The sequence below is a fragment of the Novosphingobium sp. THN1 genome (assembly GCF_003454795.1).
In the GTDB taxonomy this organism is placed as follows: Bacteria; Pseudomonadota; Alphaproteobacteria; order Sphingomonadales; family Sphingomonadaceae; genus Novosphingobium.
Window position 1 is genome coordinate 643079 of record NZ_CP028348.1, and the last position, 16200, is coordinate 659278.

Annotated in this window: 15 protein-coding genes and 1 pseudogene; 9 read left to right on the forward strand and 7 right to left on the reverse strand. The window is 63.1% G+C overall.

Annotated features, from left to right (window positions below; all coding sequences use genetic code 11):
* Positions 1-89 precede the first annotated feature (89 nt).
* Complete coding sequence (locus C7W88_RS19960) at positions 90-1379, reverse strand: sugar MFS transporter (RefSeq protein WP_118075265.1); 1290 nt, start codon at positions 1377-1379, stop codon at positions 90-92.
* A 181-nt stretch (positions 1380-1560) separates the two neighbouring features.
* Between C7W88_RS19960 and C7W88_RS19965 the strand changes: the two genes are divergently transcribed.
* Both C7W88_RS19965 and C7W88_RS19970 read left to right on the forward strand, forming a co-directional pair.
* A complete protein-coding gene (locus C7W88_RS19965; protein ID WP_118075936.1) occupies positions 1561-2691 on the forward strand; it encodes an aldose epimerase family protein in 1131 nt (376 codons plus the stop codon).
* A gap of 41 nt (positions 2692-2732) precedes the next feature.
* A pseudogene (locus C7W88_RS19970) lies at positions 2733-4534 on the forward strand (IlvD/Edd family dehydratase).
* A gap of 51 nt (positions 4535-4585) precedes the next feature.
* On the opposite strand, the gene C7W88_RS19975 reads toward C7W88_RS19970, so the two are convergent.
* The 3 genes from C7W88_RS19975 to C7W88_RS19985 all read right to left on the reverse strand — a co-directional run bounded on the left by C7W88_RS19975 (position 4586) and on the right by C7W88_RS19985 (position 9018).
* On the reverse strand, positions 4586-5701 hold the full coding sequence (locus tag C7W88_RS19975; RefSeq protein ID WP_118075266.1) for an endo-1,4-beta-xylanase: 1116 nt from the start codon (positions 5699-5701) through the stop codon (positions 4586-4588).
* A 186-nt stretch (positions 5702-5887) separates the two neighbouring features.
* Positions 5888-6640: an SDR family oxidoreductase gene (locus C7W88_RS19980; protein ID WP_118075267.1), complete on the reverse strand. Its 753-nt coding sequence runs from the start codon at positions 6638-6640 to the stop codon at positions 5888-5890.
* Between the two features lie 86 nt (positions 6641-6726).
* Entirely contained in the window at positions 6727-9018 is a 2292-nt protein-coding gene (locus tag C7W88_RS19985; protein ID WP_162896270.1) for a TonB-dependent receptor, read from the reverse strand.
* On the opposite strand from C7W88_RS19985, the gene C7W88_RS23000 reads away from it, so the two are divergent.
* From C7W88_RS23000 to C7W88_RS20005, 6 genes are read left to right on the forward strand one after another with little or no spacing between them, the layout of a single operon-like run.
* Positions 9017-9202, forward strand: coding sequence for a hypothetical protein (locus C7W88_RS23000; protein ID WP_162896271.1), 186 nt, complete (start codon positions 9017-9019; stop codon positions 9200-9202). The genes C7W88_RS19985 and C7W88_RS23000 overlap by 2 nt on opposite strands.
* A gap of 13 nt (positions 9203-9215) precedes the next feature.
* Positions 9216-9380, forward strand: a complete 165-nt coding sequence (locus C7W88_RS24105; RefSeq protein WP_240344975.1) for a hypothetical protein — start codon at positions 9216-9218, stop codon at positions 9378-9380.
* Positions 9381-9424: 44 nt separating this feature from the next.
* On the forward strand, positions 9425-9889 hold the full coding sequence (locus C7W88_RS19990; RefSeq protein ID WP_240345151.1) for a hypothetical protein: 465 nt from the start codon (positions 9425-9427) through the stop codon (positions 9887-9889).
* Positions 9890-9949: 60 nt separating this feature from the next.
* The gene (locus C7W88_RS19995; RefSeq protein WP_118075268.1) at positions 9950-10636 is read left to right on the forward strand and encodes an SDR family oxidoreductase; all 687 of its coding nucleotides are present in this window, start codon (positions 9950-9952) and stop codon (positions 10634-10636) included.
* A gap of 11 nt (positions 10637-10647) precedes the next feature.
* Positions 10648-11082, forward strand: coding sequence for a nuclear transport factor 2 family protein (locus tag C7W88_RS20000; protein ID WP_118075269.1), 435 nt, complete (start codon positions 10648-10650; stop codon positions 11080-11082).
* A 46-nt stretch (positions 11083-11128) separates the two neighbouring features.
* Positions 11129-12046: an NAD(P)/FAD-dependent oxidoreductase gene (locus C7W88_RS20005; protein ID WP_118075270.1), complete on the forward strand. Its 918-nt coding sequence runs from the start codon at positions 11129-11131 to the stop codon at positions 12044-12046.
* On the opposite strand, the gene C7W88_RS20010 is transcribed toward C7W88_RS20005, so the two are convergent.
* The 3 genes from C7W88_RS20010 to C7W88_RS20020 are packed head-to-tail and all read right to left on the reverse strand — an operon-like array spanning position 12047 to position 14374.
* Positions 12047-12394, reverse strand: coding sequence for an EthD domain-containing protein (locus C7W88_RS20010; RefSeq protein WP_118075271.1), 348 nt, complete (start codon positions 12392-12394; stop codon positions 12047-12049).
* The gene (locus tag C7W88_RS20015; protein ID WP_118075272.1) at positions 12391-13182 is read right to left on the reverse strand and encodes a sugar phosphate isomerase/epimerase; all 792 of its coding nucleotides are present in this window, start codon (positions 13180-13182) and stop codon (positions 12391-12393) included. The genes C7W88_RS20010 and C7W88_RS20015 overlap by 4 nt, the downstream gene beginning before the upstream one ends.
* Before the next feature lie 13 nt (positions 13183-13195).
* A complete protein-coding gene (locus tag C7W88_RS20020) occupies positions 13196-14374 on the reverse strand; it encodes an aromatic ring-hydroxylating dioxygenase subunit alpha (protein WP_118075273.1) in 1179 nt (392 codons plus the stop codon).
* A 146-nt stretch (positions 14375-14520) separates the two neighbouring features.
* On the opposite strand from C7W88_RS20020, the gene C7W88_RS20025 reads away from it, so the two are divergent.
* On the forward strand, positions 14521-16146 hold the full coding sequence (locus tag C7W88_RS20025; protein ID WP_118075940.1) for an AMP-binding protein: 1626 nt from the start codon (positions 14521-14523) through the stop codon (positions 16144-16146).
* Positions 16147-16200 lie beyond the last annotated feature (54 nt).

The window sequence follows — 16200 nt, forward strand, 5'->3', positions numbered from 1 at the left end:
GAAAATCTCCTGATTTAGTCTGACATATTATCAGAATGGCCGGAGCGCAACCATGTGCGGTCCGGCCGAAGGGTGTTCATAGCTATGCGTCAGGCGGGATCGGCAGAGGTCTTCGAACCCCACAGTGCATAGAACAGCACATACAATTCGCACGCTGCCGTCAGCAGGAACGAGGTCTGCAGGCCATAGGCATCGGCCAGCCAGCCTTGCACGACGACCAGTGCGCCACCGGCGATGGCCATGATCAGCAGGCCCGAGCCTTCCTCGGTCAGGGGGCCGAGGCCCTTGATGCCGAGCGTGAAGATCGTCGGGAACATGATCGAGTGGAACAGGCCGACAAGGATCAAAGCCCACATCGCGGCAGGGCCGGTGGTGAAGACGGTGACAAGCATGACGACGAACGCACCAATCGAGAAGGCGGCAAGCACAAGCCCTGCGTCGACCTTCTGCATGATCGCCGAGCCGAGGAAGCGCCCGACCATCATCCCGCCCCACAGGAAGGTGAGGTACTGGCCGGCCTTCTCATGCGTCAGGTTGGCGATATCTGGCTGGCTGACGAAGTTCACGAAGAGGTTCGCCACGCCGATCTCGGCGATCAGGTAGATAAAGATTGCCGGGATGCCGAAAACGAGATTGCGGTGCTTCCACAGCGAAAGCTTGGCTCGCTCCTCAGGCGCGAGGCGCTGAGTCGCGCTGCCCATCGCCGGGAGCGGAAAGCGTGCGATCACAATGGCCAGAATGACGAGAACGACGGCAACCAGGCCATAGGGCAGGATCACCGATTGCGCATCGGCAAGGCGCTCGGCCTGGGTCAGCACGACATCCGATGTGGCCGTGCCGCCCTTCGAGCGACCGAGGATCAGGTAGGCGCCGAACATCGGCGCGAGCATCGTGCCCGCCGAGTTCATCGCCTGCACTAGGTTCAAGCGCGAAGACGCCGTTTCCGGCTTGCCGACCACGGCGACATAAGGGTTGGCCGCCACCTGCAGCAGGGTGATCCCGCTCGCGATCACGAACAGCATGGCGAGGGTCACCCCGTAGGACGGGATGGAGGCCGCCAGCATCATGCCAAGCGCGCCCGCCGCCATGATGAGCAGCCCGATCACCAGCGACTTCTGGTAACCGATCTTCTCGATCAGCTTGGCCGAAGGGATCGAGGCCACGAAGTAGGCGATGAACCACACTGATTCGATCAATGTTGTCTGCGTATAGTTCAAGTCGAACACACTGCGCAGGTGCGGCAGCAGTGTGTTGTTGATGACCGTGATGAACCCCCACATGAAGAACAGGCTGGCCAGCAGGGTCAGCGCGGGCCCGTAACGCACGCCGGAATCGCCCTCTGTCATGGAGTTTGCCTGGGATGAAGGCACTGGCGGCATGGACTTGCGCTTCCTCTCTCTTGTCCGTTGCGCGATGCGGTACGCTTACCGTCTTGCGCAATTTCTATTTGTCGGACTATATCGGCGAGCAGACCGCGTCAATGGGCGCAAGGCAGTGCATGTTTCCGAAAGGACCCTGAGGATGAGGATTGCGGGCAAGCCGAATAACGGCACCCTGCTGATGCTGGCGCTGGCAGTACCGGTTGCCCTGCTGGCCCAGTCGGTCAGCGCAGCCGAGGCGAAACAGGAAAGCGCGGGCAAGCTGGCCGACGGCACCGAAGCATTCGCGATCACGCTGAAGGCAGCCAACGGCGTTTCTGCCCGCGTGCTGACCTACGGCGCCACGCTGCAGTCGCTGATGGCGCCTTCACGCGATGGCAAGGTCGCCGACATCCTGCTCGGCTATGATGATGTGCAGACCTATGAGGCGAAGCCAAACTTCTTCGGCGTGACTGTCGGCCGCTATGCCAACCGCATCGCCAAGGGCCGCTTCACGCTTGACGGCAAGGCCTATCAGCTTGCCCAGAACAACCTCGGCAATTCGCTGCACGGCGGCGTCAAGGGTTTCGACAAGCGCAACTGGAAGGTCGTCTCGGTCAAGTCAGGCCCGGTGGCGAGCGTGGTATTGTCCTACGTCAGCGCCGATGGCGAGGAAGGTTATCCGGGCAAGCTCGATACCAGGGTGACTTACACGCTGGATGAGCGCGGCAACCTTGGCATCACGTTCGAAGCGGCGACCGACAAGCCGACCATCGTCAACATGACCAACCACGCATTGTTCAACATGGCTGGCGAAGGTGCGCCGATGGGTGCGATGGGCAACCAGCTGATGATCCCGGCGTCGGCCTATACCCCGGTCGATGCCACGCTGATCCCCACGGGAGAGCTGCGCAAGGTGGCGGGCACGGTGTTCGATTTCAGTCGGCCCAAGCGCATCGCCAATGGCCTGCGCAATGGTCGCGATGAACAGATCGCCATCGGCCGCGGCTATGACCACAACTTTGCGCTCGACAAGGGCGTGACGGCAACACCGCAACTTGCCGCAAGGCTGGAAGACCCGGCTTCAGGCCGCGTGCTCGAAGTGCTGACGACCGAACCCGGCGTCCAGTTCTACACCGGCAATTTCCTCGATGGGACCGTGCGGGGCAAAGGTGGCCACGTCTATCGCATGGGTGACGGGATCGCGCTCGAGCCGCAGAAATTTCCCGATGCGCCGAACCAGCCAAAGTTCGCTTCCACGCGTGTCGAACCGGGCAAGCCCTATCGCCACCAGATGATCTACCGCGTCAGCGTCGCGCCCCGCCCCCGCTGATTTTCCCGCGCTGAACTTCACTCGAATAGCCGAAAGCCGCAATGACCGACTCCTCTCCCAAGGCCCCGAAGCTCCGCTCGCGCGCGTGGTTCGACAATCCCGACAACATCGACATGACCTCGCTCTACCTTGAGCGCTATCTCAACTTCGGGTTGAGCCTGGAGGAACTGCGGTCGGGCAAGCCGATCATCGGCATTGCGCAGACCGGCAGCGATCTTTCGCCGTGCAACCGCCACCACATCGTGCTGGCCGAGCGCGTGCGCGAAGGCATTCGCGAGGCGGGCGGGATCGCGTTGGAAATTCCGGTGCACCCCATCCAGGAGACTGGCAAGCGCCCGACGGCCGGGCTTGACCGCAACCTTGCCTACATCGGCCTTGTCGAGGCGTTGTACGGCTATCCGATCGACGGCGTGGTGCTGACCACCGGTTGTGACAAGACCACGCCGGCGCTGCTCATGGCGGCGGCCACGGTCAACATCCCGGCAATCGCGCTGTCGGTCGGCCCGATGCTCAACGGTTGGTTCAAGGGTGAGCGCACCGGTTCGGGCACGATCGTGTGGAAGGGCCGCGAGCTGATGGCCAAGGGCGAGTTGGACGAGGAAGGCTTCATCAAGCTCGTCGCCAGTTCCGCGCCGTCGACCGGCTATTGCAACACCATGGGCACGGCAACGACGATGAACAGCCTTGCCGAGGCGCTGGGCATGATGCTTCCGGGGTCGGCCGCCATTCCTGCCCCGTATCGTGACCGGCAGGAGTGCGCATGGCGCACCGGCAAGCGCATCGTCGACATGGTGCACGAAGACCTCAAGCCTTCCGACATCATGACGCTTGACGCGTTCCACAACGCCATCGTCGTCAATTCGGCGATCGGGGGCTCCACCAACGCGCCGATCCACCTTGCAGCCATCGCTCGTCACATCGGCGTCGATCTGCCGCTGACGGATTGGCAGCGCCTTGGTCACAAGGTGCCGTTGCTGGTGAACCTGCAGCCGGCGGGCGAGTACCTGGGCGAGGACTATTATCGCGCCGGCGGTGTTCCGGCAGTGGTGGGTCAGTTGATCGCGCAGGGCCTGATCGCCGAAAGCGCGATGACGGTGAATGGCAAGACCATGGGCGAGAACTGCCGTGATGCCGTGATCGAGGACGAGAAGGTGATCCGCCCCTTCGGCCAGCCACTGGTCAAGGATGCAGGCTTCCTCGTGCTGTCGGGCAACCTGTTCGATTCGGCGATCATGAAGACCAGCGTGATCAGCGACGAATTCCGGGCGCGCTATCTGTCGAACCCGGACGATCCCGATGCCTTTGAAGGCCCGGCGGTGGTGTTCGACGGCCCGAGGACTACCATGCCCGCATCGACGATCCGGCAACGGGCATTACGCCTGAAACGCTGCTGTTCATGCGCGGGGCGGGGCCGATCGGCTATCCGGGCGCGGCGGAAGTCGTCAACATGCGCGCGCCGTCCTACCTCATCACCGAAGGCGTGACCGCGCTGCCCTGCATCGGCGATGGGCGCCAATCGGGCACTAGCGGCAGCCCGTCGATCCTGAACGCCAGCCCGGAAGCGGCGGCCATGGGTGGCCTTGCCATTCTCAAGACCGGTGACCGCGTGCGCATCGATCTGCGCAAGGGAACTGCCAACATGCTTGTGCCCGAGGAGGAATTGTCATCTCGTCGTGCTGCGCTCGAAGCAGCGGGTGGTTACGCCTACCCGGCCTCGCAGACGCCGTGGCAGGAAATCCAGCGTGACCGCGTTGGCCAGCTCTCCCACGGCGCCATTCTTGAAGGTGCAGAGAAGTACCAGCGGATTGCCCAGACGATGGGCCTGCCGCGCGACAACCATTGACGATGTCGGGAGCAATGCGGCGAGGGGCAAACCCCCTCGCCAGCGGCGCACTCAGGTTCTCGGCCTGGCTTCGGCAAATGCCTGCGCCAATGCGGCATGCACCGGCTTCGGCTTGAACGCGGAATCGTAAAGACACCCGCGCGCTTCGGCCTTGTCCGCACGTGGCTCGTAGCCCTGGAGCCACGAATAGGCGTCGACCAGCCCCCAGGCCAGCACGTCCTTCAGCTGCGGGTAATCGAGCATCATCTCGAAATAGGCCTTGGTCGTGTCGGCCACTGTGCGGTCCCGGCTGGGGATGTCGACTGGAAGGTCGCGGTCACGCACGTCGAATTCGGTGACGACGAGCTTGTAGTCCATCGCCACCACGTCATCGACAAAGCGCTGCCATTCCCGGCGGTGGGCGGCATCGGGCAAGGGTGCGATCAAATGTGACTGCACGCCCAGCGCATCGACCGGCGTGCCGCGCTTGCGAAAACCTTCGAGCAATCGCAGCACGCCCTTGCGGTGGAGTGCATTGCCCGGCTCCCAACTCATGTAATCGTTGCAGACCAGTTCGACACCCGGAGCAGCCTTGCGCGCCGTGTGGAACGCAAGGTCGACCAGCGCCTCGGTGCCACCCATGGCCTTCGACAGCGCCGTTTCGGCCAACGATCCATCCTCGGGGAGAACGGTTTCATTGACCACGTCGTAGGATACGATGCGCCCTTGAAAGCGCGCACAGATCGTTTCGACGTGGTTGGTCATCATTGCTGCGGCGCTTGTTGCGGACCGCGAACCGAAATCATGGCTTTCCAGCCAGCGCGGCATCCACTTTGGTCGATGCCACAGTAGCGTGTGGCCGCGCAGCTTCATCCGGTTCTGCGCGGCGAAGGCGGCGATAGCGTCAAACGCCGCAAAGTCGAATGAAGTGGGCGAGGGCCTGATTGCCTGCCACTTCATCTCATTCTCGGCGACCAGAATCGCGCATTCCCGCCTGAGCAGATCGGCAAGCGCGGGATTTCTCCACGATCCGCCACCTCCACCGGCTACCGCTGAACCGAACCGCATCCCCTTCGCAGCAGCCAGCGCGGACAAGGACGAAGGCTGCGTTGCGGCCATGCCGCTCAGCGGGCGCGAGAGCATTGCAACGCCGCCAGCGATCACGCCAAGGCCCTGCCTTCGAGTCATCTTGCTCGGTCTTGTCACGCATTTCCTTTCCCGATTGCTCCGGACTCTATCGTCTGGTTGCGCATACGATAGCGCTACCAAAGGAGCTTGGGAAGGTCCTGCCTACCGGCCGAGGCGGCGGGGCCGAAACTTGCCAGCACCCGCCGTTTGCTTCGGTCAGCCCGTCGTTTCGCCCCCTGATGGGCGTCAGCCCATCGTTTCGCCATTATCGATCACGATGTTTGTACCAGTGATGTGCCGTCCATCGTCGCAGGCGAGGTATAACACCATGTTGGCGATATCGATCGGCTGGCCCATGCCGTGGTTGTTTGCCTGTTCCAGCCCGGCGTTGTCGGCGGGAAGTTCGGCCAGCGCCTGTGCGGTCATCGGCGTGACGATGCCGCCCGGCGCGACTGAATTGCAGCGGATGCGATAGCCCTGCTCGCGGCAGTGGACTGCGATCGAGCGCGTCATGCCGATGATCCCGGCCTTGGCTCCGGCATAGGCGGGGATGGCGCTGATACCCTTGATGCCGCCGATCGAGGCCATGTTGATGATCGAGCCGGCACCGTCCCTGCTCATGTGCGGGATCGCGGCCTGGCATCCCAGGAACGTGCCGCCCAGCATGACCTCCGTCTGGAGACGGAAATCGGCGTAGGGGAGATCCTCGACCGTACCGAAGCGGACCAGCCCGGCATTGTTGACCAGCGTATCGAGCCGACCGAAGAGGCGCAGCGTTTCAGCAATAACCTCGTGCCAGCGGGCTTCGTCGCGCACGTCCTGCTGCATGAACACGCAGTTCGGGATTCCGACGGCGGTCTTGCGGCCGAGATCCTCCTGCATGTCGGTGATGACGACCTTTGCGCCTTCACGGGCGAGCAGGCGCGCGTCCTCCGCACCAAGCCCCGATGCGCCGCCGGTGATGATTGCAACGCGGCCTTCCATCTTGCCAATGGCCATTGTCTGTCCTTCGTTCTGAAAACAAAAAGTGCCCCGGTCGCTTGTGTGGAACGACCGGGGCCAGGGAGGATTCCGTCAGGTCGAAATCAGAAGTTGTAGCCGACCGTCACGCCGAACTGGCGGGGCGGGGCGTAGCCGACGAGGCCCATGTACCCGGGGCTGTCGTAAACCGTGGAGATGTAGCGCTTGTCGAACAGGTTCTTGCCCCAAAGGCCGATCGAATAACGCTTGTCCGGTCCGTAATACGTCAGCAGTGCGTCGACGTAGTAGGTCGGCTGGATTGAGGAGCGCGGGGTGTTGACCACGGCGGTGTAGAACTTTTGCCCGGTGTACATCCAGCTGACATCGGCCATGATGCTTGAACCACCGGCAAACTCGTGGGTGAAGTTCGCTCCCAGTGTCGAGGCCCACCGCGGCGCGTTCTGCAGAGCATAGCCCTTGAGGTCGATGAACTTTGCCGCCACCGGATCGAAGTACAGGAAGCTCTTGTACTTGGTGTCGAGATAGGCGAGCGACCCGCGTAGGGTCAAACCCTCTACCGGGATTGCCTGAACTTCCAGCTCGAAGCCCTTGATCTCCGACTTGGCTGCATTGAGGATGCGATTGCCCTGCACGTTGGTCGCCGGATCGAAATAGATCTGCGCAACCTGCATGTCGCGGTAGTTGGTGTAGAATGCGGCAAAGTTGGTGCGCAGCCGACGGTCGAGGAAGTCCGCCTTCAAGCCAACCTCGAAGGTATCGACCTTTTCCGGGTTGTAGGGTGTGTCACCGTCAGCTGCCACGCCGATGCGGCCGGTATAGCCGCCCGACTTGAAGCCGCGCGCCCAGCTGGCATAGATCAGCTGGTTCTGGCCGACTTCGTAGTCGAGACCGATCTTCCAGCCGACATTGTTCCAGCTCTTCTTTCCGCCAACGTCCAGGCTGCCGGGGAAAGTCACGTCGAACTTGTCCCAGTTGGGCGAGGTGAGCGCCTCACTGCCAAGACCGGTATCGAGCGTGGCGCGCGCGTTGATGCTGTCGTGGGTGTAACGGATGCCTGCCGAGAGCTTCAGCGCATCGGAAAGCTGTGTGTAGGTCTGGAGGAACGCCGAGAAGGACTCGGTCGACTGGTCCTGCACGTTGTACTGGATCAGGCCCGGCAGTGCGAAATCCAGATGGTACATCTGGTAGTGGTTGTAGTCGGTCTTTAGGTAGAACAGACCGGCTACCGCGTTGAAGCTGTCTCCGGCCGAGAATGCGCTGCGCAGCTCCTGGCTGAACTGCCAGCCACGGGTGCGGCGGCGTGTGGCGTTGTTGGTCTTCGCGGTGCCGTCCTGGTCGGTATATTCGAACAGGGTAAAGCGCTTGTAGCCGGTGATCGAGGTGATGTCGCCCAGCGGCGTGTTGTCATACTGGATCGTGCCGATGAAGAACTTCGTCGTCATGTCCGACTGGTCGGGCACTTCGTTGTTGCCCGAGAAGTACTTGTCCGGCGCCTTGCACGGCTGGTTGGGCACGGCGCAAGGGCTGCGATACATCGGCAGCTTGGCACCGTTCCAGAACGTGCCTTCGGGCACATAGTTCGCCTCGCCGGGGAGGCCGCCATTGACCACGATGGGCGCACCATTGCGCGCTTCCACATATTCACCCTGGAGGGTGATGCGCAGGTCCGGGCTGGGCGTGATGTAAAGCTGGCCGCGCACGGCGTCGACGTTCTTGCGACCCATGTCCTCGCCGTTCCACACGTTGGTCGTCCAGCCATCGCGCTGGGTGTGGATGCCGGCGACCTTGATGCTGACCAGATCCTTTGCCAGCGGCGCCTCGACCGACGCGTTGATGTCGAAGCGGTTCCAGTTGCCGTAGGTGCCGCGGACATTGCCGCTGAACTCGCCGGTGGGCTGGTTGGTCACCACGTTGACGACGCCGCCGGTAGTGTTCGCGCCGAACAGCGTGCCCTGCGGCCCGCGCAGGATCTCGACGCGGTTGGTGTCATAAGTATCGAGCAGCGCGCCCATCGAGAAGAACTGCGGCACGCCATCGACCACGATTGACACGGTGTTGCCGGCATAGGGATCGGGCTCGATCACGCCGATGCCGCGGATGGTGAACACCGCGTTGTTGGGGGTATTGGCGAAGTTGTCGATCTGGACGTTCGGGACCGAGCCCTGCAGCGCCTGCAGCGTCGTGACGTTGTAGGCGGCGAGCGTCTCACTGCCGACCGCGGCGATCGAGATCGGCACCGACTGGATGCTCTCGGCCTTCTTCTGCGCGGTCACGACGATTTCGCCGAGGCCTCCTGTCGGGGCTTCTTCGGCTTGCGCCTGAGGCGCTTGCGCGTCCTGCGCCTCGACGGCGGATGGCAGCATGGCGATGGCGAGCGCCGCAAGGCTGCTCGTCATGAAAGGCCTGTTCCTTGTTCTCATGATCTCGATCCCTCCCAAAGGCGCCGGCATGGCCGTGTCGCCGCTTGTGACAGCGCGATTCGATATAACCGGCGCGTCTGCCGGTTTTATGCGCTGTGCCGCATGCCTGATTAAACTGGCCGTTTTGTCAGGCGGTCTTGCGCAGCAAACGCGGGCATGACAGGACAATGACGATGGCTGGCTCCACGATGCAGAAGCGCATGCTTGCCGCGATGCGGCCGACCTCGCTGGGCGAGCAGGAGCCGGTGCGCTGGCAACAGCGCAAGTCGGCGCAGACGCGACTTAAGATGCTCGAAGCGGCGGTCGATTGCCTCGTCGAGGGGGCTATCAGGGACTGACCACCGCTCAGGTGGCAGAACGCGCCCAAGTATCGCGCGGGGCCATGCACCACCATTTCGCGACGCGCATGGACCTCGTGGCGGCGGTGGTCGAACACGTCTTCTATCAGCGCATGCGCCTGTTTCTTGATGATTATATCGGCGCCATGGCGCAAAGTCGCGATGCGCTGCTGATCGACCTTGCTACTGAAGCGCACTGGCGCAGTGTGCAGACCCGGGAATACGCTGCCTACCTCGAACTGGCCGTCGCCGCTCGCACCGATGCAGAACTCAATGCGGCCTTTGCGCCCGCGGCACGGCGGTATGACGAAGTCTGGATCGCTGAAATGATCGAATCCTTCCCGCAGTGGAAGGATCAGTGGGAAGCAATGAAGCTCGGCAGCGACTTTGCGATTGCCGTCCATTCCGGCCTGCTGCTGCATCGCACGGTGATGGGGCCTGAACGGATCGAGAAGGTGCTGAAGCTGACGATCGCCAGCATCCGCGGCCTCTATGATCCGCTGACCTGATTCGAAACCCGGCAGAAGTGCCGGATTCATTTGAGACAAGACCGTAGTGGGAGAATTAGGATGACGACCGTTGCAATAACCGGTGCAGGTCGCGGTATTGGGCTGGAACTGGTGCGCCAGCATGTCGACGCCGGGGACCGGGTGATCGCTCTTGTCCGCAATCCTGAAAAAGCGCGGGAACTGGCCGATCTGGCGGCAACCGCCGACGGTCGCCTGACCATCCATCGCCTAGACGTGGCAGACGACGCCTCGGTCAAGGCAGGAGCCGCCGAAACCGCAGGCGAGGCGGTCGACGTACTTTACAATGTCGCTGGCGTGAGCGGTCCGGTTCCGGCTGAGCTGGAAAGCGCCGACTGGGCAGAATGGGATGATGTGTTCCGCATCATGGTCCAGGGTCCGCTGCGCGTGCTTCAGGCCTTTCTCCCCCGTCTGGGCGCGGGTTCGAAGGTCATCAACTTCTCGAGCCAGCTCGCCGCCTCCACCTGGCCCTATGGCGGCTACTATTCCTATGTCGCGGCCAAGGCAGGGCTTAACCGCCTGATGCGGTCGGTCGCCATCGATCTCAAGGATCGCGGCGTGATCGTCGGCCTCGTCCATCCGGGCTGGGTGCAGACCGACATGGGCGGCGAAGCCGCAGACCTCACCCCGGTCGAGAGCGCAGAGGGCATCCGCAAGCTCGCCCGCGAATGGACGCTCGAGCGTTCTGGGGATTTCCTCAAGTGGAATGGCGAAACCCACCCCTGGTAAGGAGCAGGCCGATGCCTTTTACAGGACCGCTCGAAGATCGCATGGCGATCCGCGAGTTGATGGATACCCATGCCCACGGGGTGATGACGCTCAATGCTGAACTGTGGGGATCGATCTGGGCCGAGGATGCCTATTGGGAACTGCCGGAGTATCCTGATCTCGGCGGATTTTCCGGCAAGGCGGCAATAGTTGCCGGCTGGACGGAATCGATGAAGCACTACGGCCTCGACAACTGCACGAAGCCGATGGTCTATTTCATGCAGCCCGGTTCAATCGAGGTGGATGGCGATGCGGCACGGGCCGTGGCCTATACCATCGAGATCTTCGACGACCCGGCTTCTGGCAAGCGGGTCCATGCAACCGGGCGCTATGACGACGAGCTGAAACGGATCGATGGGACCTGGAAGTTTACGCGCCGGTCCTATCGCACGGTCTTTGCCGACTGATTGACGCTTTTCCGGAACCGCCCGGCCCTGACGGGTTTGGGCGGGGATGGACACGCCACATCTTGATTGCCTGATCGTCGGCGCGGGGCCTGCGGGCCTTACTGCCGCGATCTATCTCGCCCGCTTTCACTTGCGCGTGGCGTTGGTCGATGCCGGCCACAGCCGCGCCGCACTCATCCCTCGCACGCACAATCACGCGGGCTACCCCGGCGGCATCGCGGGCACGGCGCTGCTTGCCCTGATGCGTCAGCAGGCGGCGGAGTTCGGGGTGTCCGTCGATGAGGCGCTCGTCGAACAGGTAACGCGGGAGGGCGAAGATTTCCTGGCCAGGGCGGGGGACCGTCGGTGGCGGTCCCGGTCAATCCTCTTGGCAACGGGCGTGGTGAACAACCGTCCGCCGATGGCGCCCGAGGTCCACGACATGGCGTTGCAGCGCGGGCTGCTGCGCTACTGCCCGGTGTGCGACGGCTACGAGGCCAGCGACCAGCGCATCGGCGTGCTGGGTACGGGGGAGCATGGCCATAACGAAGCCTTGTTCCTGCGCGGCTTCTCAGCCGATGTCACGCTCATCGCGCCTGACGGAAAGCATGGCATGGAGGATGGGCAGCGGGAGCGCCTGGCAAATACCGGGGTCAAGCTTCTGGACGGGCCGTGCGAGCCCCTGCGCATTGCCGGCGATACAATTCTTGTGCCGACGCCGGCGGGAGACCTTGCGTTTGATACCGTCTACCCCGCACTCGGTTCGCTGATCCGTTCCGGTCTGGCGCTCGACCTTGGCGCCAAGGCAACCGACGAAGGCTGCATAGAGATCGACGCGCACCAACGCACCAGCGTGGCGGGGCTCTATGCCGCAGGGGATGTGACGCGCGGGCTGGATCAGATCAGCCACGCGATGGGGCAGGCGGCTGTCGCGGCAACCGCTATCCGCAATGACCTGGCCTCACAGGCTCCACTCTTGCGCTGATCAGATGCGCGAAACTTGGCGCTCTACTCGATAAGTGCGCATGCGGGCACGGTCGAACAGGCGCTCCTCGTCGGCCACGATCTCGGCCATTGTTTCCGGATCGGCCATCGCCGCAAAGCAGGCATCGCAGGTCTGCTGGTCGGGAAAGTCGATCTCCAGCACGACGTCGAAATCGGGGACCACGTCCGTGCCGTCGAGCGGGTGAAGATGGTTGCGCTGGTAGCGCGTTGCCCAGCCCTGCAGCACCTTTTCACCGATCAGGCGGTGGCGGCTTTCGTAATAGGCGATGAAATCCGCCTTGCTCATGCCGTCACGGCGCTTGAGCAGAGTGAGGACGGTGACTGTCATGGGTGGGCTTGCAACCAGCGGCGGGTGGCCCCGGCCACGGCAGCGGCGCGCAGCGCCGGGTGCGGGAATGCGTCGCGCAGCGTCTCGGAACGCAGCTCTATGGCGAGCGGAATGCCCGGCGGCAGGGCCTGATACAGCGCGGCCAGCGGCAACGCGCCTTCACCACACTGTTCGCGCAGGTCGATCGCATCGCGGATGACGGCATTGAAGTCAGCAGGATCGGGCCGCTCGGCGGGGGCATCGCAGAACTGCGCGTAGGGCAGCAGGGCGGGATCGAGCTTGGCGATTTCCGCAATAGAGGAGCCCGAGCGGTCAACGTGGATCGGGTCGATCAGCAGGGCCTTGAGTGGGTGGTCGATCCGGTCAAGAATGCCGAGCGCGGCCTGCAAATCCTTGACCTCGGTAAAGATGCCGAACTCCAGCGCAACGCGCATGCCAGAGCACTCGGCATGGCGGCACAGATCGTGCAGCTGGGATGCAGTGCGGGCGTGGTCCGGGTCGGACGAGACGCAGAGCACGTTCCGCGCACCAAGATCGGCGCCGACATCGATCACCTTGCGATGATCGTCCATTGCGGAATCCGGCTTGAGCCAGATCACCTCGACATCGAGCAGCGGCAGGCCCGTTGCGGCCAGCGCCGCCCGCGCGTTGCGCGTGTGTGCCGGTGTCCAAACTGCCGGATCGACCCACAGGCCGACCATGTCGAAACCGCCGGCGCGGGCGGCTTCGATGGTTTCAACCGGTCCGAATTCCGGGACGACGCCCGAAGCAAGCGAGATCGGGTTCATCACCAACCGCCGATCACATCTGCGGTTCGGGGAGGTCCGGATCGTCCTGCAGGTACCAGTCCAGCCATTCGTGGAAGTACTGGTTGCCGCGTTCGTTGCGACCGAACACCAGCTCGTCGTGCGCGCCGGTTTCGAGGCCCTTTTGGATCTCGAGGCCGATGAGGTAGTCCTCGGTATAGGTCACGTCGCGGAAGAAGTTCATCGCCGCTTCGACGTTCGCCCGGTCCTCCTCGTCACGGATGGGTTCGCGGCGCAGGTAGTTCAGAACGGTGCGGTTCTCACCCGGCGTCGGCCCGGGGAAGAGCTGGGCAACCTGCGTGATTTCCGGCGCGATGAAGGCCGATACGTTGGGGAACATGATGCGGACGAAATCGAAGCCGTTGTTCTCCTGCGTACCCCACTGCTCGCGGGGCACGTCCTTCAGCGCCTCGGCGATCTTGTGGTGGGGGAAGCCGATGCGCTGGTGCGGGCCGAAGCCTTCATAGTGCATGCAGTTCGACGGCGTGCGCGGGAAGATCGTCTCGGGGTGGAGCGAGGCGAAGTGATAGCCTTCGAGATAGCCGTCATAGGCTATCTTCCAGTTCGCGCCTTCGATCACGCGGCTGCCCATGTAGGTCCAGTTGCCGAAGTCGAGCGCTTCGAAATCCTCGAGGAAGCCGCGGTAGAAGGCATCGACATTGATCGGGGCATTGGGCGTGAGCACCACGAAAATCATGCCCGCCTTTTCCTGACACGGCAACTCGCGAAGGCCGAGTTCTGACTTGTGGACCTCGCCGAACTTCGATGCTTCGGAAATGCCGATCAGCTTGCCGTCCTGGCCGAAAGTCCAGCCGTGGTACTTGCAGGTAAAGCGCGGGCAATTGCCGTGGCCCTCGTTGGCAACGGGCGCGCCGCGGTGCGAGCAGACATTGAGGAAGGCGCGGACCTTGCCGGTCTTGTCGCGATTGATCAGCACCGGCATGCCGACGGCGTCCATCGCCTTGTAATCACCGGGATTGGGCAATTCGGCGGTGAAGGCAAGCATCAGCGGAACGCGCTTGAAGATCAGCTCCATCTCGGCCTTCCACTGGTCGGGATCGGTATAGCTGCGCACCGGCACGCGCTTGGTCGTGTCGGTGAGAAAGGTCTTCTTGTTCTCGACATAGTCGCGCATGATTTCAGCGACTTGTCCGATGCGTTCGATACGGTCCATCTGGGTATTGCCTCTCCGTGGCCTTGTGGCCAGTGTTGCTGCCGACCATGCCGTGCGCGGGTGCGGTGCGAAAGCTGTGACAGGGGCTAGGTTACTCACCTTTTCGCCAATTGCTGAAGCACTCGGGCGCTTGGAACAAGCACGGCATGAACGAGAACACTGCAAAACCCTGGGACTGGCTGCCGATTCCCGCCCCACACCAGCAGGCCTATGCCGCATCGGGCATCTGGCAGCGCAAGACGCTGGCAGACCTCGCGCGTGAGCGGGCCGCGGCAACGCCGGACTTCGTGTGCTTCATCGATGGGGAAGGGCAGTACACGTACGCACAGGTGCTGGCCGAGGCCGAGGCACTTTCGGCCTCGCTCCACGGTCGCGGCCTGCGCAGCGGAGACGTGATTGCATTCCAGGTGCCCAACTGGCGCGAAGCTGCCGTAATCAATCTGGCCGCAGCGCTTTCGGGCTTTGTCGTCAATCCGATCGTGCCGATTTACCGCGATGCCGAAGTGACGATGATGCTAGGCGATTGCAGGGCCAAGGCGATCTTCGTGCCGGATGTGTGGCGCAAGGTGGACTATGCGGCAATGGCGCGGCGCTGCCAGCAGTCGCTCCCCGATCTTGCGCATGTCTTCACGGTACGAGGCGATGGGCCTGACGATTTTGCGGCTTTGGTAACTGCCGGGCGCGGCGTGCCGTTCGCTGCCCCTGAAGTCGACCCGCTGGGCGTGAAGATGGTGCTCTATACATCAGGGACCACCGGGAGGCCCAAGGGCGTGCTGCATAGCCACTGCACGCTGGCGCATATCGTGGCGACGAGCGGCCGCCATTGGGGCATGGCTGCAGGTGAGGCGACGCTCATGCCCTCGCCGGTCACGCATGTGTCAGGTTATGCCAACGGGCTCGAAGCGCCGTTCATCTGCGGCATTCGCTCCGTTCTGATGGAGGCCTGGAACGCTGCCGAGGCGCTGGCGCTGATCGAGCAGCATGATCTTGTCGGCACGGTGGCGGCAACGCCGTTTCTGGTGGAATTGGCGGCGGCCGCACGGGCTGCGGGCACGGGCTTGCCGAGCTTCCGCTTCTTCGCATGCGGTGGCGCGGCTGTGCCGGCAGACCTTATCCCGGCGGCCAATGCGGCCTTCGAGAACTGCCGGGCGTTCCGCGTGTTCGGTGCATCCGAAGTGCCGCTGGTGACATTCGGTTGGCCGCAGGATGAGCATCTTGCCGCGACAACGGACGGCGAGGTGGTGGACTACGAGGTCCGCATTGTCGACCACGAGGATCGCGAATTACCGAAGGGGACGGAGGGCGAAATCCTGGCGCGCGGCCCCGGCATGATGATGGGATACGCCGACGCGGCGCAGACCACCGAGGCGATCACGCCGGACGGCTTATTCCGCACCGGTGATCTTGGTGTGCTGGACGATTCTGGTGCGGTGACGATCACGGGCCGCAAGAAGGATCTCATCATCCGTGGCGGCGAAAACATCTCGGCCAAGGAAATCGAGGACGTACTGCACACGCACCCCGCCGTGAAGGAAGCGGCCATCGTTGCCATGCCGCATGATCGCCTTGGCGAAGGCGTCTGCGCTTATGTCATCCTTTCAGGTGCAGCCGAGACCGGGGATCTGGTGGCGCACGTTTCCGCCTCGGGCCTTGCCCGCCAGAAAATTCCCGAGCGGTTCGAGTTCGTCAGCGACTTTCCGCGTACCGCCAGTGGCAAGGTGCGCAAGGACATGCTGCGGGCGATGGTGCGGTCAGCAGTCGGGGCTGACTGACGGGCCTGCTGCCGGCGACCGGAGGAAATAACCATCCTGCGCGTTTCCCCGGGG

Coding starts and splice junctions, on each gene's coding strand:
- C7W88_RS23000 (WP_162896271.1), top strand. CDS start 9,017: ATGAAAGGCCTGTTCCTTGTTCTCATGATCTCGATCCCTCCCAAAGGC.
- C7W88_RS24105 (WP_240344975.1), top strand. CDS start 9,216: ATGGCTGGCTCCACGATGCAGAAGCGCATGCTTGCCGCGATGCGGCCG.
- C7W88_RS19965 (WP_118075936.1), top strand. CDS start 1,561: ATGCTGGCGCTGGCAGTACCGGTTGCCCTGCTGGCCCAGTCGGTCAGC.
- C7W88_RS19960 (WP_118075265.1), bottom strand. CDS start 1,379: ATGCCGCCAGTGCCTTCATCCCAGGCAAACTCCATGACAGAGGGCGAT.
- C7W88_RS19990 (WP_240345151.1), top strand. CDS start 9,425: ATGCACCACCATTTCGCGACGCGCATGGACCTCGTGGCGGCGGTGGTC.
- C7W88_RS20020 (WP_118075273.1), bottom strand. CDS start 14,374: ATGGACCGTATCGAACGCATCGGACAAGTCGCTGAAATCATGCGCGAC.
- C7W88_RS20015 (WP_118075272.1), bottom strand. CDS start 13,182: ATGAACCCGATCTCGCTTGCTTCGGGCGTCGTCCCGGAATTCGGACCG.
- C7W88_RS20010 (WP_118075271.1), bottom strand. CDS start 12,394: ATGACAGTCACCGTCCTCACTCTGCTCAAGCGCCGTGACGGCATGAGC.
- C7W88_RS19995 (WP_118075268.1), top strand. CDS start 9,950: ATGACGACCGTTGCAATAACCGGTGCAGGTCGCGGTATTGGGCTGGAA.
- C7W88_RS19975 (WP_118075266.1), bottom strand. CDS start 5,701: ATGACTCGAAGGCAGGGCCTTGGCGTGATCGCTGGCGGCGTTGCAATG.
- C7W88_RS20025 (WP_118075940.1), top strand. CDS start 14,521: ATGAACGAGAACACTGCAAAACCCTGGGACTGGCTGCCGATTCCCGCC.
- C7W88_RS19985 (WP_162896270.1), bottom strand. CDS start 9,018: ATGACGAGCAGCCTTGCGGCGCTCGCCATCGCCATGCTGCCATCCGCC.
- C7W88_RS19980 (WP_118075267.1), bottom strand. CDS start 6,640: ATGGCCATTGGCAAGATGGAAGGCCGCGTTGCAATCATCACCGGCGGC.
- C7W88_RS20005 (WP_118075270.1), top strand. CDS start 11,129: ATGGACACGCCACATCTTGATTGCCTGATCGTCGGCGCGGGGCCTGCG.
- C7W88_RS20000 (WP_118075269.1), top strand. CDS start 10,648: ATGCCTTTTACAGGACCGCTCGAAGATCGCATGGCGATCCGCGAGTTG.